Origin of the sequence: Kutzneria viridogrisea DSM 43870, assembly GCF_000525635.1 — a bacterium.
GTDB lineage: Bacteria > Actinomycetota > Actinomycetes > Mycobacteriales > Pseudonocardiaceae > Kutzneria > Kutzneria viridogrisea.
The window spans coordinates 8,993,355-9,014,083 of record NZ_CP007155.1 but is presented as its reverse complement, the minus strand read 5'-3'; the positions used below and the strand labels follow the sequence as shown (position 1 = coordinate 9,014,083).

24 protein-coding genes and 2 pseudogenes are annotated in these 20,729 nt (G+C 70.5%); 11 read left to right on the top strand and 15 right to left on the bottom strand.

Annotated elements, in window-relative coordinates:
• The first annotated feature begins 13 nt into the window (after positions 1-13).
• Both KALB_RS39390 and KALB_RS39385 read left to right on the top strand, forming a co-directional pair.
• Entirely contained in the window at positions 14-547 is a 534-nt protein-coding gene (locus KALB_RS39390) for a Panacea domain-containing protein (RefSeq protein WP_025361185.1), read from the top strand.
• The gene (locus KALB_RS39385; protein WP_025361184.1) at positions 544-1,116 is read left to right on the top strand and encodes a Fic/DOC family protein; all 573 of its coding nucleotides are present in this window, start codon (positions 544-546) and stop codon (positions 1,114-1,116) included. The genes KALB_RS39390 and KALB_RS39385 overlap by 4 nt, the downstream gene beginning before the upstream one ends.
• On the opposite strand, the gene KALB_RS39380 is transcribed toward KALB_RS39385, so the two are convergent.
• Genes KALB_RS39380 through deoC form a run of 3 tightly spaced genes read right to left on the bottom strand, consistent with a single transcriptional unit; the run spans position 1,113 to position 4,350 of the window.
• Positions 1,113-1,973, bottom strand: a complete 861-nt coding sequence (locus KALB_RS39380) for an aldehyde dehydrogenase family protein (protein ID WP_025361183.1) — start codon at positions 1,971-1,973, stop codon at positions 1,113-1,115. The genes KALB_RS39385 and KALB_RS39380 overlap by 4 nt on opposite strands.
• A complete protein-coding gene (locus tag KALB_RS39375; protein ID WP_025361182.1) occupies positions 1,966-3,405 on the bottom strand; it encodes an aldehyde dehydrogenase family protein in 1,440 nt (479 codons plus the stop codon). The genes KALB_RS39380 and KALB_RS39375 overlap by 8 nt, the downstream gene beginning before the upstream one ends.
• 9 nt (positions 3,406-3,414) lie before the next feature.
• Positions 3,415-4,350, bottom strand: a complete 936-nt coding sequence (gene deoC, locus KALB_RS39370) for a deoxyribose-phosphate aldolase (RefSeq protein ID WP_025361181.1) — start codon at positions 4,348-4,350, stop codon at positions 3,415-3,417.
• A 59-nt stretch (positions 4,351-4,409) separates the two neighbouring features.
• On the opposite strand from deoC, the gene KALB_RS44945 reads away from it, so the two are divergent.
• A complete protein-coding gene (locus KALB_RS44945) occupies positions 4,410-5,153 on the top strand; it encodes a DivIVA domain-containing protein (RefSeq protein WP_025361180.1) in 744 nt (247 codons plus the stop codon).
• On the opposite strand, the gene KALB_RS39360 is transcribed toward KALB_RS44945, so the two are convergent.
• The 5 genes from KALB_RS39360 to efeU all read right to left on the bottom strand — a co-directional run bounded on the left by KALB_RS39360 (position 5,128) and on the right by efeU (position 9,471).
• Positions 5,128-5,418 (bottom strand): CU044_2847 family protein, encoded by a 291-nt coding sequence (locus tag KALB_RS39360; RefSeq protein WP_025361179.1) that lies wholly within the window; start codon positions 5,416-5,418, stop codon positions 5,128-5,130. The genes KALB_RS44945 and KALB_RS39360 overlap by 26 nt on opposite strands.
• Positions 5,419-5,587: 169 nt before the next feature.
• Positions 5,588-6,205 carry a DUF1707 SHOCT-like domain-containing protein gene (locus tag KALB_RS39355; protein WP_025361178.1) on the bottom strand — a complete coding sequence of 206 codons (618 nt, stop codon included), beginning with the start codon at positions 6,203-6,205 and terminating at the stop codon, positions 5,588-5,590.
• A 25-nt stretch (positions 6,206-6,230) separates the two neighbouring features.
• Complete coding sequence (gene efeB / locus KALB_RS39350) at positions 6,231-7,463, bottom strand: iron uptake transporter deferrochelatase/peroxidase subunit (protein WP_025361177.1); 1,233 nt, start codon at positions 7,461-7,463, stop codon at positions 6,231-6,233.
• A gap of 26 nt (positions 7,464-7,489) precedes the next feature.
• Positions 7,490-8,632 carry an iron uptake system protein EfeO gene (efeO, locus tag KALB_RS39345; protein ID WP_025361176.1) on the bottom strand — a complete coding sequence of 381 codons (1,143 nt, stop codon included), beginning with the start codon at positions 8,630-8,632 and terminating at the stop codon, positions 7,490-7,492.
• Entirely contained in the window at positions 8,629-9,471 is an 843-nt protein-coding gene (efeU, locus tag KALB_RS39340; RefSeq protein ID WP_025361175.1) for an iron uptake transporter permease EfeU, read from the bottom strand. Before efeU ends, efeO begins: the two co-directional genes overlap by 4 nt.
• Positions 9,472-9,694: 223 nt before the next feature.
• Between efeU and upp the strand changes: the two genes are divergently transcribed.
• Complete coding sequence (gene upp, locus KALB_RS39335; RefSeq protein WP_025361174.1) at positions 9,695-10,318, top strand: uracil phosphoribosyltransferase; 624 nt, start codon at positions 9,695-9,697, stop codon at positions 10,316-10,318.
• Between the two features lie 125 nt (positions 10,319-10,443).
• Here upp and KALB_RS39330 read toward each other — a convergent pair whose 3' ends face one another.
• Positions 10,444-11,028, bottom strand: a complete 585-nt coding sequence (locus KALB_RS39330; RefSeq protein ID WP_025361173.1) for a TetR/AcrR family transcriptional regulator — start codon at positions 11,026-11,028, stop codon at positions 10,444-10,446.
• 82 nt (positions 11,029-11,110) lie between these two features.
• Between KALB_RS39330 and KALB_RS39325 the strand changes: the two genes are divergently transcribed.
• The 5 genes from KALB_RS39325 to KALB_RS39305 all read left to right on the top strand — a co-directional run bounded on the left by KALB_RS39325 (position 11,111) and on the right by KALB_RS39305 (position 14,360).
• Positions 11,111-11,311: a ribbon-helix-helix domain-containing protein gene (locus KALB_RS39325; protein WP_236650422.1), complete on the top strand. Its 201-nt coding sequence runs from the start codon at positions 11,111-11,113 to the stop codon at positions 11,309-11,311.
• A 4-nt stretch (positions 11,312-11,315) separates the two neighbouring features.
• Complete coding sequence (locus tag KALB_RS39320; protein ID WP_236650112.1) at positions 11,316-11,708, top strand: type II toxin-antitoxin system death-on-curing family toxin; 393 nt, start codon at positions 11,316-11,318, stop codon at positions 11,706-11,708.
• Positions 11,709-11,947: 239 nt separating this feature from the next.
• Positions 11,948-12,346: a MerR family transcriptional regulator gene (locus tag KALB_RS39315; protein ID WP_025361170.1), complete on the top strand. Its 399-nt coding sequence runs from the start codon at positions 11,948-11,950 to the stop codon at positions 12,344-12,346.
• On the top strand, positions 12,343-13,329 hold the full coding sequence (locus tag KALB_RS39310; protein ID WP_042221287.1) for an aldo/keto reductase: 987 nt from the start codon (positions 12,343-12,345) through the stop codon (positions 13,327-13,329). Before KALB_RS39315 ends, KALB_RS39310 begins: the two co-directional genes overlap by 4 nt.
• A 35-nt stretch (positions 13,330-13,364) precedes the next feature.
• A complete protein-coding gene (locus KALB_RS39305; protein ID WP_201771867.1) occupies positions 13,365-14,360 on the top strand; it encodes an aldo/keto reductase in 996 nt (331 codons plus the stop codon).
• Positions 14,361-14,411: 51 nt separating this feature from the next.
• Here KALB_RS39305 and KALB_RS39300 read toward each other — a convergent pair.
• Positions 14,412-14,666: pseudogene (locus KALB_RS39300) on the bottom strand (flavodoxin family protein); the annotation flags it as partial.
• Positions 14,667-14,815: 149 nt separating this feature from the next.
• On the opposite strand from KALB_RS39300, the gene KALB_RS39295 reads away from it, so the two are divergent.
• Positions 14,816-15,232, top strand: a complete 417-nt coding sequence (locus KALB_RS39295; RefSeq protein WP_148309825.1) for a hypothetical protein — start codon at positions 14,816-14,818, stop codon at positions 15,230-15,232.
• A 53-nt stretch (positions 15,233-15,285) separates the two neighbouring features.
• Here the strand turns inward: KALB_RS39295 and KALB_RS39290 are convergent, their stop codons facing one another.
• Positions 15,286-15,738: a flavodoxin family protein gene (locus KALB_RS39290; protein ID WP_025361165.1), complete on the bottom strand. Its 453-nt coding sequence runs from the start codon at positions 15,736-15,738 to the stop codon at positions 15,286-15,288.
• A 98-nt stretch (positions 15,739-15,836) separates the two neighbouring features.
• Positions 15,837-16,040: pseudogene (locus KALB_RS39285) on the bottom strand (flavodoxin family protein); the annotation flags it as partial.
• A gap of 101 nt (positions 16,041-16,141) precedes the next feature.
• Here KALB_RS39285 and KALB_RS39280 point away from each other — a divergent pair.
• Positions 16,142-16,468 carry a hypothetical protein gene (locus KALB_RS39280; RefSeq protein ID WP_148309824.1) on the top strand — a complete coding sequence of 109 codons (327 nt, stop codon included), beginning with the start codon at positions 16,142-16,144 and terminating at the stop codon, positions 16,466-16,468.
• Here KALB_RS39280 and KALB_RS39275 read toward each other — a convergent pair.
• The 3 genes from KALB_RS39275 to KALB_RS39265 are packed head-to-tail and all read right to left on the bottom strand — an operon-like array spanning position 16,465 to position 20,664.
• The gene (locus KALB_RS39275) at positions 16,465-18,108 is read right to left on the bottom strand and encodes a phospho-sugar mutase (RefSeq protein ID WP_025361162.1); all 1,644 of its coding nucleotides are present in this window, start codon (positions 18,106-18,108) and stop codon (positions 16,465-16,467) included. The genes KALB_RS39280 and KALB_RS39275 overlap by 4 nt on opposite strands.
• Positions 18,105-18,926, bottom strand: a complete 822-nt coding sequence (locus KALB_RS39270; RefSeq protein WP_411931048.1) for a purine-nucleoside phosphorylase — start codon at positions 18,924-18,926, stop codon at positions 18,105-18,107. The genes KALB_RS39275 and KALB_RS39270 overlap by 4 nt, the downstream gene beginning before the upstream one ends.
• A gap of 19 nt (positions 18,927-18,945) precedes the next feature.
• Positions 18,946-20,664: a serine/threonine-protein kinase gene (locus KALB_RS39265; RefSeq protein WP_025361160.1), complete on the bottom strand. Its 1,719-nt coding sequence runs from the start codon at positions 20,662-20,664 to the stop codon at positions 18,946-18,948.
• Positions 20,665-20,729 lie beyond the last annotated feature (65 nt).

The following is a 20,729-nucleotide window of genomic DNA, read 5'->3' as shown; positions in this document are numbered from 1 at the left end:
GAGGTGGCGGGGCGTGGCGAGAGTCGAGGACGTCATGGCCGCGGTGCGGGCCCGCACCGGTCCCGAGCCGCTGGCGAAGCTGCGGACGCTGCTCTACTACGCGCAGGCCTGGCACCTGGCCACCCATCGCCGCCCACTGTTCGGTGCCGCGATCGAGGCCCGGCGGGAAGGCCCGGTCGTACCTGAGGCCGGGGACCGGCAGGGCGATCCGGCGGCGCTGACCGAGCAGGAGCAGGAGGTGGTCCGGGGCGTGGTGGCGCGCTACGGCTCGTTCAGCCCCGCCGAGTTGAGCGCGATGGCCCGTGAGGAGCAGCCCTGGCGCGCGACGGGTGCTGGGGAGCCGCTGTCGCACGAGGTCATGGCGCGCTACTTCGGCCGTCAGGTGAGCGAGCACGACACCGCCATCGAGGAGGCCAGGGCAGGCGCGCGGCTGGAGGGGGTCGAGGTCACGGCGGGCTGCGTGGACTCGATGCGGGAGGTCGCCGAGGGGCGGCTGTCCACTGAGGACGCGATCGAACGACGGGTACGGGCGTTGCTGTCGCGGTGACGGATCCGTACTGCGGCGCCGACGGGGTGCTGCTCAACCGCTACGAGATCGCCGACGCCGAACTGCTGCGCCAGGTCGAGTTCGACGTGACCACCTTGCGCGCCCAGCAGTTGGCGCTCAACCCGCTGCCGGGCCGGTACGACCTGGCACACCTGTGCCGGTTCCACCGCCACCTGTTCCAGGACGTCTACGACTGGGCGGGCGAGCCGCGCCGGGTGGACATCGCGCGGTCGGCGGCCTTCGCGCACTGGCGGCACATCCGCTCGTACGGGGAGCTGCTGCTCGGGCGGCTGCGTGAGGAGCAGCTGCTGACGGGCCTGGGCCGGGACGAGTTCCTGGACCGGTTCACGCACTACTTCAGCGAGGTCAACGCCCTGCACCCGTTCCGCGAGGGCAATGGTCGTTCGCAGCGGGCGTTCTTCCGCCAGCTCGGGTTGCAGGCGGGCTGGCGGCTGGACTTCGCGGGCATGGACCCCGCCGAGTACAACGAAGCGTGCCGGTCGAGCATGGTGGACTCGACCGACACGCTTCGCGCGATCTTCGACCGGGCGCTGGTGGAGCTGGACTAGACGCCCATCGGGTGCCAGACGGTCTTGGTCTCCAGCACCGCGCGCATCCGCGCCATGTCCGGCTCGCGGGTCCAGTCCGGCTCGGTCCTCGGTGCCCGCAGCACGCGTTTCACGGTGCCCGCGGCGGCCTTCTCCAGTTCGGTGCGCGTGGAGTCCGGTGCCCCGGTCAGGTCCAGCGCGTTCACGTCGGCGTGCGCGGCCAGCCACGGGGCCAGCTCGGCCGTGCGGCCGGTGAGCACGTTGACCACGCCGCCCGGCACGTCGGAGGTGGCCAGCACCTCGGACAGGGTGATCGCGGGTAGCGGCCGGTCCTGGCTGCTGACCACCACGCAGGTGTTGCCCGCGGCGATCACCGGTGCGAGCACGCTGACCAGCCCGAGCAGGCTGGAGTGCTGCGGGGCGAGCACGGCGACGACCCCGGTGGGCTCGGGGGTGCTGAACGAGAAGTACGGCCCCGCGACCGGGTTCGAGGACCCGAGCACGGCGGCCAGCTTGTCGGTCCAGCCCGCGTACCAGACCCAGCGGTCGATCGCGGCGTCCACGATCGCCTCGGCGCGCTTCACGCCCTCGCTGGCGGTGACCTCGTGCACGAACTGCGCGCGACGGCCCTCCAGCAGTTCGGCGACCCGGTAGAGCACCTGGCCCCGGTTGTACGCGGTGGCGCCGGACCAGCCCGGGAAGGCCTTGCGCGCGGCGGCGACCGCCTCGCGCGCGTCCTTGCGGCTGGCCTGGGCCGCGTTGGCCAGGAAGCCGCCGCGCGAGTCGGCGACCGGGTAGACCCGCCCGGACTCCGAACGCGGGAAGGCGCCGCCGATGTAGAGCTTGTACGTCTTGGCCACGGTCACGCGATCAGACATCGAGGTACGCCTCCAGACCAGCACGGCCACCCTCGCGGCCGAAGCCCGACTCCTGGTAGCCGCCGAACGGGGCGGTGGGGTCGAAGCGGTTGAACGTGTTGGACCACACCACACCGGCGCGCATGCGCTGCGCGGCCCACAGGATCCGGGAGCCCTTCTCGGTCCAGATCCCGGCGGACAGCCCGTACGGGGTGTTGTTGGCCTTGGCCACGGCCTCTTCGGGGGTGCGGAAGGTCAGCACCGACAGCACCGGCCCGAAGATCTCCTCGCGGGCGATGCGCATGGACTGCTGCACCCCGGAGAACACGGTGGGCGCGAAGAAGAAGCCCTTGTCCGGCACGGGGCACGGGCTGGTCCAGCGGTCGGCGCCCTCGGCGTCCCCGGACTCGGTCAGCTCGCGGATCCTGTCCAGCTGGGCCTTGGAGTTGATCGCGCCCACGTCGGTGTTCTTGTCCAGCGGGTCGCCCAGCCGCAGCGTGGACACCCGCTGGCGCAGCTTCTCCAGCAACTCCTCGGCCACCGACTCCTGCACCAGCAGCCGGGACCCGGCACAGCACACGTGGCCCTGGTTGAAGAAGATGCCGTTGACGATGCCCTCGACGGCCTGGTCCAGCGGGGCGTCGTCGAACACGATGTTGGCGGCCTTGCCGCCCAGCTCCAGGGTCAGCTTCTTGCCGCTGCCCGCCAGCGAGCGCTGGATGAGCTTGCCCACCTCGGTGGACCCGGTGAAGGCCACCTTGTCGACACCGGCGTGGTTGACCAGCTCGCTGCCCACGTCACCGGCCCCGGGCAGGATGTTGACCACCCCGGGCGGCAGTTCGGCCTGCTGGCAGATCTCGCCGAGCACCAGCGCGGTCAGCGGGGTGGTCTCGGCGGGCTTGAGCACCACGGTGTTGCCGCAGGCCAGCGCCGGGGCGATCTTCCACGCGGCCATCAGCAGCGGGAAGTTCCACGGGATCACCTGACCGGCCACGCCCAGGGACCTGGGCGAGGGGCCGAAGCCCGCGTAGCCCAGCTTGTCCGCCCAGCCCGCGTGGTAGAAGAAGTGCGCGGCGGCCGTGGGCACGTCCACGTCCCGGGATTCCTTGATCGGCTTGCCGTTGTCCAGGCTCTCCAGCACGGCCAGCTCGCGCGAGCGCTCCTGCACCAGCCGCGCGATGCGGAACAGGTACTTGGCGCGCTCGGAGCCGGGCATGCGGCCCCAGACCTTGTCGTGCGCCCGGCGGGCGACCTTCACCGCGTTGTCCACGTCGGCGGCCGAGGCGGTGCTGACCTCGGCGAGCACCTCCTCGGTGGCCGGGTTGACGGTCTTGAGCGGCTCACCGGCGCCGTCGACGAACTTGCCGTCGACGAACATCTGGTAGTTGGCCTTGAGGTTGGCGATGTCCCGCGATTCAGGTGCGGGCGCGTAGTGCCAATTTTCTGGGCCCATCGTCATGTGTCAGTCCACCGTCACGTAGTCCGGGCCGCTGTAGTGGCCTTCGAGCTGAGTGCGTCGTTGCATCAGCAGGTCGTTGAGCAGGCTGGAGGCGCCGAAGCGGAACAGGCTCGGCGTGAGCCACTCCGGTCCGGCCACCTCGTGCACGGCCACCAGGTAGCGGATGGCGTCCTTGGTGTTGCGGATGCCGCCCGCGGGCTTGACCCCGCGCAGCTGCCCGGTGCGGTCCCGCCAGTCTCGGACGGCCTGCAACATCACGTGCGTCACCGGCAGGGTGGCGGCGGGGGAGACCTTGCCGGTGGAGGTCTTGATGAAGTCCCCGCCCGCGAGCAGGGCCAGCCAGGAGGCGCGGCGCACGTTGTCGTAGGTGGACAGCTCACCGGTCTCCAGGATGACCTTGAGGTGCGCGTCCCCACAGGCCGCCTTCACCGCCACGATCTCCTCGTACACCTGGCCGTAGCGGCCGGACAGGAAGGCGCCGCGGTCGATCACCATGTCGATCTCGCTGGCGCCCGCGGCCACCGCCATCTCGGTGTCGGCGATCTTGACCTGACGGTTGGACCGGCCGGAGGGGAAGGCCGTGGCCACGCTGGCCACGCCGACCCCGCTGCCGACCAGCGCGGTCACGGCCGTCTCCACCAGGTCGGGGTACACGCAGACCGCGCCGACGTGCGGGACCTCCGGATACTCGGCGTCCGGTCGGCGGGCCTTGGCTGCCAACGTTCGGACCTTGCCGGGCGTGTCCGCGCCCTCCAGGGTTGTGAGATCCACCATGGAGATGGCTGTGTCGATGGCCCACAGCTTGGAGGCCTTCTTGATGCTCCTGGTCGCCAGACCCGCGGCCCGCTGCTCGACTCCCACCTGGTCCACACCGGGAAGCCCGTGCAGGAATCGGCGCAGGGACGCGTCGTCGCGCGTGACCTCCGACAGCTCTGTCATGAGTATCGAGTCTAAGTGGCCACTTGGTGCGTACCTACTCAGGACAGCGAGGAGGCACCGTGACACTCACCCCTGACGAAGTGCGAGAAGTCCGGTTCAGCGCACCCCCATCGGGCCGCCGCGGCTACAACGCCGACGAGGTGGACCGGTTCGTGGACCGCATCGAGGCGACCCTGCGCGGGCGGGACGGCCTGACCGCCGAGGACGTGCACTCGATCCGGTTCCGCAAGCCGCCGCGCGGCGAGCCCGGCTACTTCGACGCCGAGGTGGACGTGTTCCTGAACCTGGCCGCGGAGACCCTGGCCGGGCTGGGCAGCGGCTACGACATGGCCGAGGTGGACGCGTTCATCGATCGCGTGGTCGCCGCCCTGCACGGGGCCGACGACCTGACCGTGCAGGAGGTGCGCGAGGTCAAGTTCGCCACCGCCGCGGTCGGCAGCGACGGCTACGAGGAGGAGGGTGTGGACTCGTTCCTGCTCGTGGTGGCGATGGCACTGGAGAAGCTGGCCGACCGCAGGCTGGACCCGCCGCACCTGCTCACGGCCGGGGACGTGGAGCGGGTTGGCTTCCACGCGGCGAAGCTGGACGAGTTCGGCTACCAGGAGGACGAGGTGGACGCCTTCCTCGACGCGGTCGCGGCGACCCTGCGCGGCACGGGCGGGCTCACCGCGCGGCACGTCCGCGAGATCACCTTCGGCGAGCCTGAGCAGCGCGGTCGCGGCTACGACCAGGACGAGGTGGACGCCTTCCTGGACTTGGTCGAGGCGCAGTTGGCAGCTAGTCCCGCCGCCAGTCGGCGGTGATCGTGCAGGTGGCCTCCGAGGCGGCCGTCGCACTGAACTTGATGCCGAACTGGAGGCTGACCTCGGTCGGCGCCTCCGAGCCCTGCTGGATGCTGGCCAGCGCCGCCAGCAGGGTCGGCTGCACGCGCTCGAACGCCTCCCGCAGCGCCCCGCCCGCCTGGCTGACCAGCTGTTCGGAGCGACTCACCCCGCCGCTGGCGTCGTCGTCGACCTCCACCAGCACGTGCTGACCGCCATCCAGGGTCAGCGCGACCACGTTCACCATAACGACCCCCGTCGTTCGCCGCGGGTTCAGTCTAGGTGTGCCAGTGGACTCCGTGAGGGTGAATGTCGTGCGGCGACACGCTGACGCCAGCGGGTGAGCTTGGGCCGTTCGAGCGGGACTCGCGTGCCTGTGGGCGGGACTCGCGCGTGGGTGAGCGGGACTCGCCGGTTCAGCGGGTGAGCTTGCGGCGGTCGGACTTGCGCGGCTTGCGCTTGATCTGCACCCCGCCCCAGAACGCCAGCCCGTTGACGCGCAGCACCGGCCCGTTCGGGTCGCCGACCCCGGCCGCGTCCCGGTCGAAACCGCCCATCACGCCGATGCCCTGGACCTGCACGGTCAGCTCGGGCGGCACGATGATGGTCACCCCGCCCATGATCGCCGTGGCGGTGATCGTGCACTCGCGCTGCTGGAACGTGGCCGCACGCAGGTCCAGGTCGACCCCGCCCCAGAAGGCGAAGACCGTCAGGTGCGCGGGCACCACCCAGTTGCCCCTGCGGCGCACCCCGCTCATGATCGCCACGGCGTTGGCGGAGTCGGGCTGGCCGCCGATCAGCGGCGACCGTCCACTCGGGACGGGCACCGGCGCGGGAGTGCCCTGGGTGGGCAGGTCCCTGGTGAAGACCTCCAGCTCACCGAAGGTCCGCGCCTGGTACAGGCCGCTCAGCCGTTCGTCCAGCTCGCCGACGGTCAACCGACCCTCGGACATGGCCTCGTGCAGCACCTTGGCGACCTTCTCCCGGTCGGCGTCGGAGGCGCGCAGTTCGCGGGGATCGGGCTGTTCGGTCACGGCGCAAGCCTAGAGCGCGCGGGCCTCAGGCGAACAGGGATTGGCCCCAGTGCTGGCCGGCGCCCACCCCGGGTGGGCAGGCGAACAGCCCGCCGCCGATGTGCTGGATGTACTCGTTGAGCGCGTCGCTCTCGCCGAGCTTGCGCTGCACCGAGATGAACTGCTCCGGGCTGCGCATGAAGGCGATGAAGAACAGGCCGCCGAGCAGGTTGCCGGTCGGGTCGATGCCGTCGGTGAACGAGTAGCCCCTGCGCAGCAGCCGGGTGCCGTTGTTGTGCTCCGGCGCGGCCAGCCGCACGTGCGCGTCCTCGGGGATGACCAGCCCGCCCTCGGCGTCCCTGGCCGCGAAGTCCGGGGTGTCGAACTCGCTCACCCCGGTCAGCGGGGCGCCGCTGCCCTTGTACCTGCCGAACACGTTCTGCTGGTCGCCCAGGTAGTCCCGGTCCCAGGTCTCGATGAACATCCTGATCCGGCGGGCCACCAGGTAGCTGCCACCGCGCAGCCAGGGCTGGTCGGTCTCCGCGCCCACCCACACGTGCTGGTCGATCAGCTCGGCCTGTTCGGCGCGCAGGTTGCGGGTGCCGTCCTTGAAGCCCATCAGGTTGCGCTGGGTGGCCTGCGCGCTGCTGGTGGACGCCGTGCGCCCGAAGCCCAGCTGCATCCAGCGCAGCACCACGGTGCCCGCGCCCAGCCGGGCCAGGTTGCGGATCACGTGGAAGGTCACCTGCGGGTCGTCGGCGCAGGCCTGCACGCACAGGTCCCCGCCGGTGTAGTGCGGGTCCAGGTCCTCCGGCGGCAGCTTCGGCAGCGGCCGCAACAGCGCGGGCCGCTTGGCGGCAAGGCCGAACCGGTCGTCGAACAGGGAGGGGCCGAAGCCGATCGTCACGGTCAGGTTGCCGGGTTTGAGCCCGGCCGCCTCACCGGTGTCGGCGGGCGGGGCCTGCAACTGCGAGGCGCCACCGGGAACCTGCTGGCCCCTGGTCATCGACTCGGCCGCCGCCGTCCAGGTGCGCAGCAGCTCCACCAGCTCGGACCGGTTCCTGGTCACCACGTCGAAGGCGGCGAAGGTGAGCCGGTCCTGCTGCTGGGTGACGATGCCCGCCTGCCGCTGGCCGCGGAAGGGGACGATCTGCGGTGCGGGCGCCGTCGGCGCGGCGCTGCCCGCGGCGTCGGCGGCGACCAGGCCGCCGACCCCGACCGCGCCGACACCCAGCGCCCCGATCCCGGTCAGCAAGGACCGCCGTGACACCGAGGACATCGGATTCCCCTTCCGCGACAACAAGATCAGGCGACCTTGGCGGCGACCTTGGACATGGCCTCGCCCAGGGCGTTGACCGACTGGGACAGCGCCTTCTGCTGGTCCTTGCCCACCGTGGAGTAGTCCACGTAGCCGGTCTCCAGGTAGCCGGGGCTCTGCACGTAGGGCCGCAGGGCCTTGTCCACCTCGGCGGCACGGTCCTGCACGGTCTTGGCCAGGTCGGCGTCGATCTTGCTCAGCGCGGGCTGCAACAGGCTGAACGCCTTGACCGAACCCTCCAGGTTGGCCTTGAAGTCCACCAGGTCGATGTGCGAGTAGCGCTCCTCCTCGCCGGTGACCTTGGTCTTCTGGATCTCGTCGATCAGCTCGGTGGCCCCGTTGGCGAGCTCCGCGGGCTGGAAGGTGGCCTTGGCGACCAGGTCCCTCAGCTTGCCCACGTTGGTGTAAAGCTCGTCGGCGACCGGGACCGTGCCGTCCAGGGACCTGGCCTCGAACAGCGCCTGCTCCAGCTTGTGGAAGCCCTTGAAGTCCTTGGCATCGGGGAAGTCGTCGGCCCGGCCGTCGATGTTCTTGTCCAGGTCGCCCCAGATCTCGGCCACCGGCTCGACGCGCTCGTAGAACACGCGGGCCTTGCCGTAGAGCACCTTCGCCCGGTCGGCATCGCCCGCCTTCACGGCGTCGGTGAAGTCCTTGGTACCGCTCACCAACTGGCCGACCTGCTCGTTGACCCAGGTGCCGTAGTCGGTGGTCGCCCTGACCAGGTCGGGGTTGTTCTTCCAGTTGTTCTTGGCGTCACCGGTGACCTTGAAGTCCCAGTGGTCCTGCTTGGCGCCGGGGCAGTAGACCTGGTAGTCGCCCTGGGACAGTTGGAGGGTGAAGCTGCCGTCCAGGCCTGGGGTCAGGTTCTCCTGCTCGCCCAGGATGCGCCCGCCGGAGAGCAGTTCGGCCTCGCTCACCGCTGCGGCGTCCTTGTTGGACACCTTGAAGTTGACCACGCCACCGTTGACCGTCCCGGGCTGCGGCTGGCAGCCGTCGGCGGTGATCTGGACCGTGACGTCCCCGCCCTCGCCCGAGGGCTGGCTGGCCTGGGTGGTCGGGCCGCCGCCGCACCCGGTGACGGCCAAGCCGACCACCGCGGTGATCGCGATGAGGCCGTGCGCTGTTCTCACGAGCTGGTCGCTCCCATCTTGCTGTCCTGATTGGATTTGGCCGTCCTGGGCCACAACACGTACGCCAGCATCGGCACGGCGTAGACCAGCCAGCCGGTGAGCTCGATGACCGAGGGCTTGGGCTGCACCCCGAGCACCCCGCTGAACAGCGAGTACAGCGGGGTTCCCTGCACCACCAACCAGGACAGGTCCAGTGCGGGCTGCTGGCCGATGGTGATCCAGTCCGCCTCGTACGCCGTGTGCAGGGAGGACATCACCAGTCCGGCGGCCACGATCACCAGCACCACACCGGTGATCCGGAAGAACCGGGACAGGTTGAGCCGCACGCCACCGCGGTAGATGCCGTAACCGATGGCGGCGGCCACCAGCACGCCGAGCGCTGCGCCGAGCGTGGCCAGTGCCGCGTTGCCGCTGGAGTTGAGCAGTGCCAACAGGAAGACGGCCGTCTCGAAGCCCTCGCGCAGCACGGCGAGGAACGCCATCGCGACCAGCGCGAAGGTCGAGCCCTGGGCCAGTGCGCTGGCCGCGGCGCCCTCCAGTTCGCGCTTGAGCCCGCGCGAGTGCTTGGCCATCCACAGCACCATGTAGGTCACCATCACCACGGCGAGCGCGCCGATGACCGTCTCCAGGCCCTCCTGCCCGCGCTGCGGCAGCCGCTGCGAGATCACCTGGAGGGTGATGCCGATGCCGATGCACAGCAGCACGGCGATGCCCACGCCCAGCCACACCTGGCGCAGTGCGTCGCGCCTGCCCTGTTGGCTGAGGAAGGCCGCGATGATGCCCACGATCAACGCCGCCTCGAGACCCTCGCGCAGTCCGATGACGAAGGTGGGGAGCATCGATCGCCGCCCTTCCCGTGAGATCAGGTGTGCCTTACCTGTAGTTAAGGCCAGGCTATCTAAATTGGGTGCGCGGACACTGTCAACCACACGAGGGACCGGGGATAGCGCAGGTCACGTGCCCAATTGAGAAATGGTGCGAATCGCCCGCGCACAATCACGCTCCGGTGTCCACCCGTCGCAGAACGAACAGGTCAGGGAAAACCGGCTACGGTGACCCGTCATGGACGTTCTCGTCGTCAACCACCCCCTGGCCAGGGCGCGGCTGACCACCATGCGCGATGCCCGCACGGACAGCGCCGCGTTCCGTGCCGCACTGCACGAGCTGACCGTGATGCTGATCTACGAGGCGATGCGGGAGGCCCCCGTGCGGGTGGAGCGCATCCACACCCCGGTGGCCCGCACCGACGGCTACCGGCTGGCCAACCCGCCGCTGCTGGTGCCGGTGCTGCGCGCCGGGCTGGGCATGGCCGACCAGGCGCACAAGCTGATCCCGGACGCGCAGATGGGCTTCGTCGGCCTGGCCCGCGACGAGAAGACCCTGCAACCCACCCCGTACATGGAGTCGCTGCCCGACAGCCTGGCCGACCGCCCGGTGCTGGTGCTCGACCCGATGCTGGCCACCGGCGGCTCCATGGTGCACACCATCCAGTTGCTGGCGGAGCGCGGCGCCACCGACGTGACCGCGGTCTGCACCCTGGCCGCGCCGGAGGGCGTGCGCCGGTTGGAGGAGTCCGGGCTGCCGGTGCGCGTGGTCACCGCGAGCGTGGACGAGCGGCTCAACGAGTCCGGGTTCATCGTGCCCGGGCTGGGCGACGCCGGGGACCGCCAGTACGGCGCGGTGTAGCTGGACCGCTTCACCTCGGCTGTTGAGTGTGAAAAGTGGTCTAGACCTTGACGAAAGGTGGTCTGGACCACATTCTTTCGGTGGGGCTCGGGGAGGTCACGTGGCGGCCACCTCCCCGGGCTCTTTCACCGCCTGCGCCAGCCGTCCACCGCGGCGCGCAGGGCCAGCTCGTAGACCGGGGCGACCTCGGCGCCCGGCGGCATCTTGCCCCGCAGTTCCAGGGACACCAGCCCGTGCACCAGTCCCCAGGCCGCGATGGCCACCGCGCGCGGCTCGACCGGGCGGAACACCCCGGCCACGACCGCCGCGTCCACGGCGTCGACCAGCACCTGGAAGGCGGCCAGCGCCACCTCCTGCACCTGTTCGTCCTGCTCGATGTCCCCGGTGAACAACATGTCGTACAGGTGCGGTTCGGCCAGCGCGTTCTCCCGGTAGGCCAGTCCGAGCCGCACCACGTCCTCGGCCGCGTCCCCGGTGCCGCCCACCGCGCGCAGCCGCGCGCCGAACCGCCGGTACGCCTCCAGGTAGACCGTTCTGACCAGCCCCGGCTTGCCGCCGAACAGCGAGTAGACGGCAGTGGTCGAGGTGTCCACGTCGGCGGCCAGCCTGCGCAGGCTCAGCGCGTCCACGCCCGAGCTGGAGATGAGCTCTCCCGCTCTGGCGAGCAGTCGCTGGCGCAGGGCCTCGTCGTGGGTCTTGGGTCGTGCCACCGGGCAACCCTACGGTGACCGAGGGCTCACCTCGACGACCTGGACCGGCGTGATACCACCTCGGTACCATCCGCTGGTGGCGATGACCCTGCGCTTGAGCGACGAGGAGAACCGGCAGCTCGACGAGCTGGCCGCCGCCGAGGGCCGCTCCAAGCAGGAGGTCGTGCGCTTGGCGCTGGCCGAGCGCTGGGCGCGGCTGCGCAAGGAGGAGCAGCTCGGCGAGGTGCTCGGCCGGGTGCTGCCGCGCTACCAGGGGCTGCTGGACAGGCTGGGTCCGGCCTGAGTTGGTGGAGTACCTCGACGCCGGTGACCTGCTCGTGCTGGCCACGGCCGTGACCGGCGGTGACCTCGTGGTGCGCGACCTCGGCCTGCTCGACTCCGCCGCGCACCGGCCCCGCGCCACCGTGCTCGGCGTGGAGGCCTACTCCTCGCTGTGGCTCAAGGCCGCCGCGCTGCTGCACTCCGTCGTGCGCACCCGCCCGCTCGCCCAGGGCAACTGGCGGCTCGGCTGGGTCGCCGCGGTCGCGCTGTGCGACATCAACGGCTGGTGGATCGACGCCGACGAGGACGAGGCGCTGGCCGTGGTCCGCGGCGTCGCGCACGGCCGCATCGAGGTGCCCGACCTGGCCGCCCGCTTCGACACCTGGGCCAGCCCCAAGGACGGCGCCTGGCCGGAGTAGGGGCGGGGCGGGCCCCACCTACCCATGTGCGTCCCCGCCACTCCCTGGGGGGCGTCCCCGTCACCAGTCTACCGCCCACCCCCGACACCTGATCTTGCTCAAGATCCACATGTGGACAACTCGCCGCCTGTGGACAAACGTTTGCGCCGCTACTTGCCGGCTGCCTGCCCACTGCCCGCAACCGCGTGGCCGGGTGAAGCGCTTGACCTGGAGTGCACTCCAGCTCCTACCGTCGTGGTGTGACTTACTCGATCGCCCAAGCAGCGGAGCGCAGCGGCCTGTCCATCGACACGCTCCGCTATTACGAACGAATCGGGCTGGTCGACCCGCCAGCCCGCGACTCAGGGGGGCGTCGTCTGTACTCGGACAACGACCTCGCGTGGTTGGGCTTCCTCACCAAGCTGCGGACCACCGGCATGCCGATCAGGCTGATGCGGGAGTACGCGCAACTGCGCCACAAGGGGTCGGCCACGGCGGGCCGGCGCAAGCAGATCCTCTTCGAGCACCGCGCCGACGTGCGCCAGCGCATCGCCGAGCTGCACGCCTGCCTCGAGGTGCTCGACTGCAAGATCACGAACTACGCGGAGATCGAGGCCAAGATGGCCGGTCAGCAGCTCATCCAGGAGGCATCGGCATGACACTGTCCACCAGGCGTCTCGGTCAGCTCGAAGTCGGTGCACAGGGCCTGGGCTGCATGGGCATGAGCCAGGCGTACGGCGTGGGGGACGAGGCCGAGTCGATCGCGACCGTGCACCGCGCCCTCGAACTGGGTGTGACCCTGCTCGACACCGCCGACCAGTACGGCAACGGGGCCAACGAGGAACTGGTCGGCCGGGCGATCGCGGACCGCCGCGACCAGGTCGTGCTGGCCACGAAGTTCGCCTTCGTCAAGAACGAGGACGGCTCCATCGCGGGCCTCCGGGGCGATGCCGAGTACGTGCGTCAGGCGTGTGACGCCTCGCTGCGCAGGTTGGGCGTTGACCACATCGATTTGTACTACCAGCACCGGGTTGACCCGAATGTTCCGATCGAGGAGACGGTCGGGGCGATGGCGGAGCTGGTGGAGGCGGGCAAGGTCCGTTACCTGGGGCTGTCCGAGGCTGGGGCGGAGACGATCCGGCGGGCGCACGCGGTGCACCCGATCACCGCATTGCAGAGCGAGTGGTCGCTGTGGACCAGGGACATCGAGGGCGAGATCCTCGGCACCTGCCGTGAGCTGGGCATCGGCCTGGTGCCGTTCTCCCCGCTGGGGCGTGGCTTCCTGACCGGCCAGGTCACCTCCGTGGACAACCTGGCCGCCGACGACATGCGCCGCGGCCTGCCCCGGTTCACCGACGGCAACCTGGAGCGCAACCTGGCGATCGTCGCGGCGCTCAGGGCGCTGGGCGAGCAGCGCGGGGTCACGGCGGGGCAGTTGGCGCTGGCCTGGGTGCAGCACCAGGGCGCCGACGTGGTGCCGATCCCGGGCACCAAGCGCCGCAAGTACCTGGAGGAGAACGCGGCGGCGGCCCAGTTGGAGCTGTCGGCCGAGGAGCTCGCAGCGATCGAGGCCGCCGCACCGGCGGAGCAGATCGCGGGCGACCGCTACACCGCGGCGATGCAGGCCCTCTCGGGCCGCTGAACCGCACACGCGACGAACTGAGGGGTTTCACCATCATGGGAGCAACACTGCCCACGCGCAGGCTCGGCCAGTTGGAGGTCTCCGCGCAGGGTCTGGGCTGCATGGGGATGAGCGAGTTCTACGGTGCCGGTGACGACACCGAGTCGATCGCCGTCATCCACCGCGCCCTCGAACTGGGTGTGACCCTGCTCGACACCGCCGACATGTACGGCAAGGGCCTCAACGAGGAGCTGGTTGGCCGGGCGATCGCGGACCGCCGCGATCAGGTCGTACTGGCCACCAAGTTCGGCATCGTCCGCACCGACGACCCGACGGTGCGCGGCGTCCGCGGTGACGCGGAGTACGTGCGTCAGGCGTGTGACGCCTCGCTGCGCAGGTTGGGCGTTGACCACATCGATTTGTACTACCAGCACCGAGTTGACCCGAATATTCCGATCGAGGAGACGGTCGGGGCGATGGCGGCGCTGGTGGAGGCGGGCAAGGTCCGTCACCTGGGGCTGTCCGAGGCTGGGGCGGAGACGATCCGGCGGGCGCACGCGGTGCACCCGATCACCGCGCTACAGACCGAGTGGTCGCTCTGGTCGCGCGACCTGGAGCAGGAGATCGTCCCGGCCTGCCGTGAGCTGGGCGTCGGTGTCGTGGCCTACTCCCCGCTGGGGCGTGGCTTCCTGACCGGGCGCTACACCTCCGCGCAGGACTTCACCGAGGGCGACTTCCGGCAGGTCGGGCAGCCGCGCTTCGCCGAGGAGAACCTGGCCAAGAACCTCGCGATCGTCGAGGCGCTCAAGTCGCTGGCCGCCGACCGGGGCGTCACCGCGGGTCAGCTCGCGCTGGCCTGGGTGCAGCACCGCGGCTCGGACGTGGTGCCGATCCCGGGCACCAAGCGCCGCAAGTACCTGGAGGAGAACGCGGCCGCGGCCCAGTTGGAGCTGTCGGCCGAGGACCTCTCCGCCATCGAGTACGTGGTGCCGCTCAACGCCGTCGCGGGCAGCCGCTACCCCGAGGCTGGCATGGAGCTCGTGGGCCGCTGACAGGTCGCGTGAAGGTGGCTTTCCCTGCGCCCAGCGCAGGGAAAGCCACCTTCACGCCATCAACCCGGCCGCCAGCGTCGCGCCGAGTTCCCAGCACGCCTCCCGGGCCGCCTTGTCCAGCGCCCCGAGGACCGACACGGGGCTGGCGGCCCGCGTCCAACCGAGCCCAGTGGTGATCATCTCAACTGACTTGACCGCGCCCGAGGTGTCGTTGTCCCCGTGCACGTAGAGCCCGTACGGCTTGCCGCGCGTGGCGTCCAGGCACGGGTAGTACACGGTGTCGAAGAAGTGCTTGAGAGCGCCTGATCCAGTGTCCAGCTTTTGAGTCAAAATCCTACGACGGTATGTGATGCGGTGTGCCATCATCTGCGGGCGATGCTGGGCTAACCGCATGAGTATCTCCAGCGTCGAACCGACCGATTCGGCAGGTGGTGAAGTGCCAAGAGGGAGGCGACATGGCGACCGAGGTCATCGCCGACGTCCCGGCGATGTTGTGGGCCAGGCGGGTCGACGGCAAGGTATATGTTTACCGATCAGTCTTGGTTCGAGAAGACCATGCGTTGTATGCGCCGGTTCGTGATGTCCTGACGAAGATCGAGGCCCGGTTGGTGCATCGGCAGGTCGACGATGACGTGAACATGATGTTTCACCAAGCCGAGACACTGTGGTACCACGCCCCCGACGTCAGCGATGACGAAGTGTGCTCGATAGCTGAGATGGCCTGGTTCCTGGGGATCTCCCTGGAAGGGTGCATCGACCAGCTCGTCCGTGACAGCCTGCTGATCGCATACGACGACGGCACGTATCTGCCGACTAACTACGCGATCCAGTCAGGAATGCTGATGCCCCGGGAGCGCGGCCCGATGTCATGAAGGTGCCGTTGAGGACGCCGAACGTCCTGAGGGGCACCTTCATGACGTCCGAACTATGGCATCAGCCCGGCGGCCGTGGTCGCTCCAAGTTCCCAGCATTCTTGTAGATCTTGTTTGGTGGGCTCACCGGCGACGAGAACGTGATTGGTCGCCTTGGTCCAACCCATGCCTTTGGTGATGCTTTCCACGCTTCTGACTGCGCCGGTCATGTCGTTGTTGCCGTGTACGTACAGCCCGTACGTGCGACCTTTGGTGCTGTCGAGGCACGGGTAGTAAACAAGATCAAAAAAGGTCTTCAACGCGCCCGACATGTACCCCAACGCGGCCGGAGTGCCCAACAAGAAGCCGTCTGCCTCAAGCGCATCTATGGCGGTCGTGGCGAGCGCGGCCTTGCGGACGACCTCCACGCCTTCGACCTCCGGCGTTGTGGCACCTCTCACAACAGCCTCGAACATGGCTTGCAGGTTGGGGGACGGGGTGTGGTGAACGATCAGCAGTCGGGGCACATGCCCAACGATGCTCAGGTGGCAGTCGGGGCGCAACGTGACGCTCCGCAACCGGCGTTTGCCCAGGTCAAAGGCAAACACTGCTTCTACACGTTGACACCGGACATGTACCCGATGTTGGCCGGGGTGCCGAGCAGCACGGCATCGGATTCGAGCACGTCAACGGCGTTGGCGGCCAGGGCGGGGCGGCGCACGACCTGCACGCCGGTGATCTCCGGATCGGACGCACCGGACACCACCGCCTCCAGCATGGCCTGCGTGGCGGGTGACGGTGTGTGGTGCACGATCAGCAGTCTGGACACGGAAAGCGAGCGTGCCGGGCCCGCGCCGGACACGCAACCCGGCCCGCACCCCACACGTCCTACGTACAGGAAACGCTGATATACCTGGACGAACTGTGGACGTGACTTCTTCTCTGGTATCGGGCAGCCGCCGCAAGCGGATCTTCTACTTCGGCTGGCTCGCCGTCGGCATCGGCCTGATCGGCCTGCCGCTGGTGGTCGTGGCGCTGTGGCCGGGCATCGACCACACGCCGTACTCGGCCAACATCGTGCTGATGGCGTTCGGGCTGAGCCTGACCTCGGTCAGCTACGCGTTCGGCCGCGCCTCGATCGCGGGCATGACCGAACGACGGCCCCGACCCGTGTCGGGACCGTCGAACGTGCCGTACCTGCTGGCCGGGGTGTTCCTGCTGGTGGCCGTGATCGCGCTGATCGTGGCCGCCGCCTAGACCAGCAGCGCGCTGATCTCCCCGTGCAGCTGGGCCAACCGGGCGCGAGCCTGCTCGCGGGCGGCGCCGAGATCGCCGCTCACCGGCTGCACGACCTCCAGGTACGCCTTGACCTTCGGCTCGGTGCCGGACGGGCGGATCAGCACCCGCACGCCCGCACCGCGCAGTGCGAGCACGTCGGCGCGGGGGCGCAGGTCCTCGGCGGTGACCGTGACCGAACCCAGTTGTGCGGGCGGGTCGGCGCGCAGCTCGGACATCAGTGAGCCGATCCGGCTGAGGTCGTCCACCCGCAGCGACACCTGGTCGGTCAGGTGCACGCCGTGCGCCACCGACAACTCGTCCAGCACGTCGAGCAGCGTCCTGCCCTCGGCCTTGAGCGTGGCGGCGAGGTCGCAGGCCAGCACGGCGGCCGAGATCCCGTCCTTGTCCCGCACGAAGTCCGGGTCCACGCAGTGCCCGAGCGCCTCCTCGTACGCGTAGACCAGCCCGGTGCCCAGCCCGTCCCCGGCCCGGACCAGCCACTTGAACCCGGTCAGCGTCTCGTCGTAGCTCGCGCCGTGCGCGGCGGCCACCGAGGACAGCAGCGAGGAGGACACGATCGTGGTCGCCACCAGTGCACCCGCACCGTCCACAGTGGACAGAACGTGCTCGCCGAGCAGCACACCGGTCTCGTCCCCGCGCAGCATCCGCCACGAACCGTCCCGCTCGCGCACGCCCAGCGCGCAGCGGTCGGCGTCCGGGTCCAGGGCCACCGCCAGATCGGCGTCCACAGTGGACGCCAACTCCAGCAGCAGGTCCGTGGCGCCGGGCTCCTCCGGGTTCGGGAAGGACACGGTGGGGAAGTCCGGGTCCGGCTCACGCTGCTCGGCCACGAAGTGCACGTCGGTGAACCCGGCCGCGCCCAGCACCGAGGCCAGCGTGTCGGCGCCGACCCCGTGCATCGGGGTCGCGGCCACGCGCAGCTCGCGGGCCGTACCGCGCGGCAGACCGGCGGCCCGCGCCACGTACTCGGCGACCTCGGCGGCGGGCACCGTGGACCAGTTGGTGGAACGCGGCACCGAGACGGCCGCGGCCACCGCCTCGATCGCCGCCTCGATCTCGCGGTCGGTCGGCGGCACGATCTGCGCGCCCTGCTGCACGTACAGCTTGTAGCCGTTGTCCGCGGGTGGGTTGTGCGAGGCGGTGATCTGCACCCCGGCGACCGCGCCCAGCCGCCGCACCAGGAAGGCCGTGACGGGCGTGGGCAGCGGACCGCCCAGCACGCGCACGTCGAACCCGGCCGCCGCCAGCACCCCGGCCGCCGCCTGGTGGAACTGCTTGGAGCCGTGCCGCGCGTCCCGGCCGACCACCACCAGGCCACCGGCGTGGCCGTTGCGCCGCAACCAGTCCGCCAGCCCGGCCGTGGTGCGCACGACCACGGCCTCGTTCATGCCGTTGGGCCCGGCGCGGACCGGCCCGCGCAGCCCCGCCGTGCCGAAGGTGAGCGGCCCGGCCATCCGGTCGGCCAGTTCCTCAGCCGCGGCCGGGTCCCCGGCGATGGCCTTGGCCAGCACGGCCTGCAACTCGGCGCGCGCCGCCGGGTCCGGGTCGTCGGCGATCCAGCGGAACGCGGCGTCGCGCAGCGCGGGCCGCACCGTCATGCCCGGCTCACCAGCTCGCGCAGCAGCGAGCCCATGCCGGTGGCCGCGGCCTTGCCCGCCTCCAGGACCTCCTGGTGGTTGAGCGGCTCACCGGTCATGCCCGCGGCCAGGTTGGTCACCAGGGACAGGCCGAACACCTCGGCCACCCCGGCGGCCCGCGCCGCGATCGCCTCCAGCACCGTGGACATGCCCACCAGGTCGGCGCCCAGCGTGCGCAGCATCCTGATCTCGGCGGGCGTCTCGAAGTGCGGGCCGGGCAGCGCCGCGTACACGCCCTCCTCCAGCGCGGGGTCGATCTGCCTGGCCAGCTCGCGCAGCCTCGGCGAGTACAGGTCGGTCATGTCCACGAAGTTCGCGCCGACCAGCGGGGAGCGCGCGGTGAGGTTCAGGTGGTCGCTGATCAGCACCGGCTGGCCCACCCGCATGCCGTGGCGCAGGCCGCCCGCGGCGTTGGTGAGCACCACCGTGCGGCAGCCAGCGGCGGCCGCGGTCCGCACCCCGTGCACGACCGTCTCGATGCCCTTGCCCTCGTACAGGTGGGTGCGGCCCAGCAGCACCAGCACCCGGTTGTCCCCGGCGCGCACGGACCGGATCGTGCCGCCGTGCCCGGCCACCGTCGGCGCCAGGAAGCCCGGCAGCTCGGCGACCGGCACCTCGACCTCGGCCTGGCCGATCACGTCCGCGGCGGGCCGCCAACCCGAGCCGAGCACCACGGCCACGTCGTGCCGCTCGACCCCGGTCCGCTCGGCCAGTGCCGTCGCGGCCCGCGCGGCCAGCTCCTCGGGGGTCACGCTGATGTTCTCGCTGATACCGGTCACGTGGTCGAGCCTAAAACCTTCACGCCGTGACCCGGAAACTCGCGGTGACCGTGGTGAACAGCTTGTTCGGGAGGGAGCCGCCCTCCTCCTGGGTCGCGGTCGCCAGCGTGACCACCCACAGGTCCCGGTCCTTGGGCAGCGTGGCCACCAGGTAGCTGCGCTGCTGGCGGTCGTTGCTGCGCACCTGCGGCCCGCCGTTGTCGTCGGTCCGGTAGACGAACTGCTGGGGGTTGGTGAAGCCGGTGACCCCGTTGAGCGAGGTGGTCAGTCCGGGCTTGCGGTAACCGGGCTGGGTCTTCTCCAGCATGTCCAGGTACGGCTTGATGTCGCTGCCCGAGGAGTACCGCGGGTAGCGCTGCACGCTCAGCTCCTGGCTGCCGTCGCGGCTGACCCAGTGGTGCACCACGCTCGCGGGCAGCGTCATGACCGCCAGGCGCTGCTCCACGAAGTGCTGCCAGTCCTGCGGGATGGTGATCGCGAAGGCCCCGCCGGTACCGCCCGCGGCGATCTCCGCGTTGTCGGTGACCTCGCTCATCGGCGGCAGCGAGGCGGTGGTGGTCGGGCTGGGCCCGTCCACCTGCACCGGCGCGGGTACCAGCGGCTGCCCACCGGCCACCCTGGTCAGCGCGAACCCGCCCACCGTGGACAGGGCGAACAGCAGGAACGCCACCAGGCCCACCACCGCGATGGCCAGCCCGCCGCGCGGCCCGGGCACGTGCTCCCGGGGCGGCGCGGGCCGCTCGGTGGGGCCGGTCATGAACGGCAGCGGGCCGGGGTCGGCGGCCAGCGGGGTGTCCGCGGGCGGGTCCACCCGCTTCGGCTTGGGCATGGTGGGCCGCATCGGGGCCGGTCGCGGCACCTCCAGGTGCGGGAAGGTCACCGCGTCCAGGTCGGCGACCAGCGGGCGCAGCCGCCTGCGCACCTCGGTCAGCGGCATCCGGGCCGCCGGGTCCTTGACCATCAGCCCGGCGATGACCGGCTCCAGCACCCCGGCGGCGCTGGGCCTGGGCACCTCGCCGTGCACCACCTCGGTCACCGTCGCGAGGGGGTCGTCGTCGGCGTCGTAGGGCGGGCGGCCCTCCAGCACCGAGAACAGGGTGGCGCCCAGGCTCCACAGGTCGGCGGCCGGGGTTACCTGCTGACCGGAGGCCACCTCCGGTGAGATGAAGGCCGGTGAGCCCAGCATGATGCCGGTGCTGGTCATCGTCGTCTCGGCCACGTTGCGGGCGATGCCGAAGTCGGTCAGCTTGATCTGCCCGCTGTCGCCGACCAGCACGTTGCCCGGCTTGACGTCGCGGTGGGTGATGCCCGCCCGGTGCGCGGCCTCCAGCGCGGCGGCCACCGCGTCGGCCACGGTGATCGCCTGGTCCAGTTCCAGCGGCCCCTGCTGGCGGACCACCTCGGCCAGGCTGCGCGAGGGCACCAGTTCCATCACCACGAACGGCTCCCCGTCCTGCCTGGCGATGTCGTGCAGGGTGACCACGTTCGGGTGGGACAGCACGGCGATGGCCCGGGCCTCGCGCAGCGTGCGCTCGCGCAGCGCGTCGGCCTCGCCCGCGGGGATGCCCGGCGGCAGCAGCATCTCCTTGACCGCCACCTTGCGGTGCAGGAACTCGTCGTAGGCCGCCCACACCGTGCCCATCGACCCGTTGCCGAGCACGTGCTGGAGCCGGTAGCGGCCCGCGATGACCCGTTCTGCGGCTGGCGTGGAGGGCTCCTGCGCGGACATGGCGCCCATTGTCCACCAACACCGCTCAGCCGGTGGATGTGCGCCGGGCTGGGGCATCATTAGGCTCAGTAGAT

What these genes read in the sequence shown, in the direction of transcription:
- KALB_RS39380 (WP_025361183.1), bottom strand. Translation starts at nt 1,973, where the DNA reads ATGTCTGATCGCGTGACCGTGGCCAAGACGTACAAGCTCTACATCGGC.
- KALB_RS39375 (WP_025361182.1), bottom strand. Translation starts at nt 3,405, where the DNA reads ATGGGCCCAGAAAATTGGCACTACGCGCCCGCACCTGAATCGCGGGAC.
- deoC (WP_025361181.1), bottom strand. Translation starts at nt 4,350, where the DNA reads ATGACAGAGCTGTCGGAGGTCACGCGCGACGACGCGTCCCTGCGCCGA.
- KALB_RS39360 (WP_025361179.1), bottom strand. Translation starts at nt 5,418, where the DNA reads ATGGTGAACGTGGTCGCGCTGACCCTGGATGGCGGTCAGCACGTGCTG.
- efeB (WP_025361177.1), bottom strand. Translation starts at nt 7,463, where the DNA reads ATGTCCTCGGTGTCACGGCGGTCCTTGCTGACCGGGATCGGGGCGCTG.
- efeU (WP_025361175.1), bottom strand. Translation starts at nt 9,471, where the DNA reads ATGCTCCCCACCTTCGTCATCGGACTGCGCGAGGGTCTCGAGGCGGCG.
- upp (WP_025361174.1), top strand. Translation starts at nt 9,695, where the DNA reads ATGGACGTTCTCGTCGTCAACCACCCCCTGGCCAGGGCGCGGCTGACC.
- KALB_RS39325 (WP_236650422.1), top strand. Translation starts at nt 11,111, where the DNA reads ATGACCCTGCGCTTGAGCGACGAGGAGAACCGGCAGCTCGACGAGCTG.
- KALB_RS39310 (WP_042221287.1), top strand. Translation starts at nt 12,343, where the DNA reads ATGACACTGTCCACCAGGCGTCTCGGTCAGCTCGAAGTCGGTGCACAG.
- KALB_RS39305 (WP_201771867.1), top strand. Translation starts at nt 13,365, where the DNA reads ATGGGAGCAACACTGCCCACGCGCAGGCTCGGCCAGTTGGAGGTCTCC.
- KALB_RS39295 (WP_148309825.1), top strand. Translation starts at nt 14,816, where the DNA reads ATGGCGACCGAGGTCATCGCCGACGTCCCGGCGATGTTGTGGGCCAGG.
- KALB_RS39275 (WP_025361162.1), bottom strand. Translation starts at nt 18,108, where the DNA reads ATGACGGTGCGGCCCGCGCTGCGCGACGCCGCGTTCCGCTGGATCGCC.
- KALB_RS39265 (WP_025361160.1), bottom strand. Translation starts at nt 20,664, where the DNA reads ATGGGCGCCATGTCCGCGCAGGAGCCCTCCACGCCAGCCGCAGAACGG.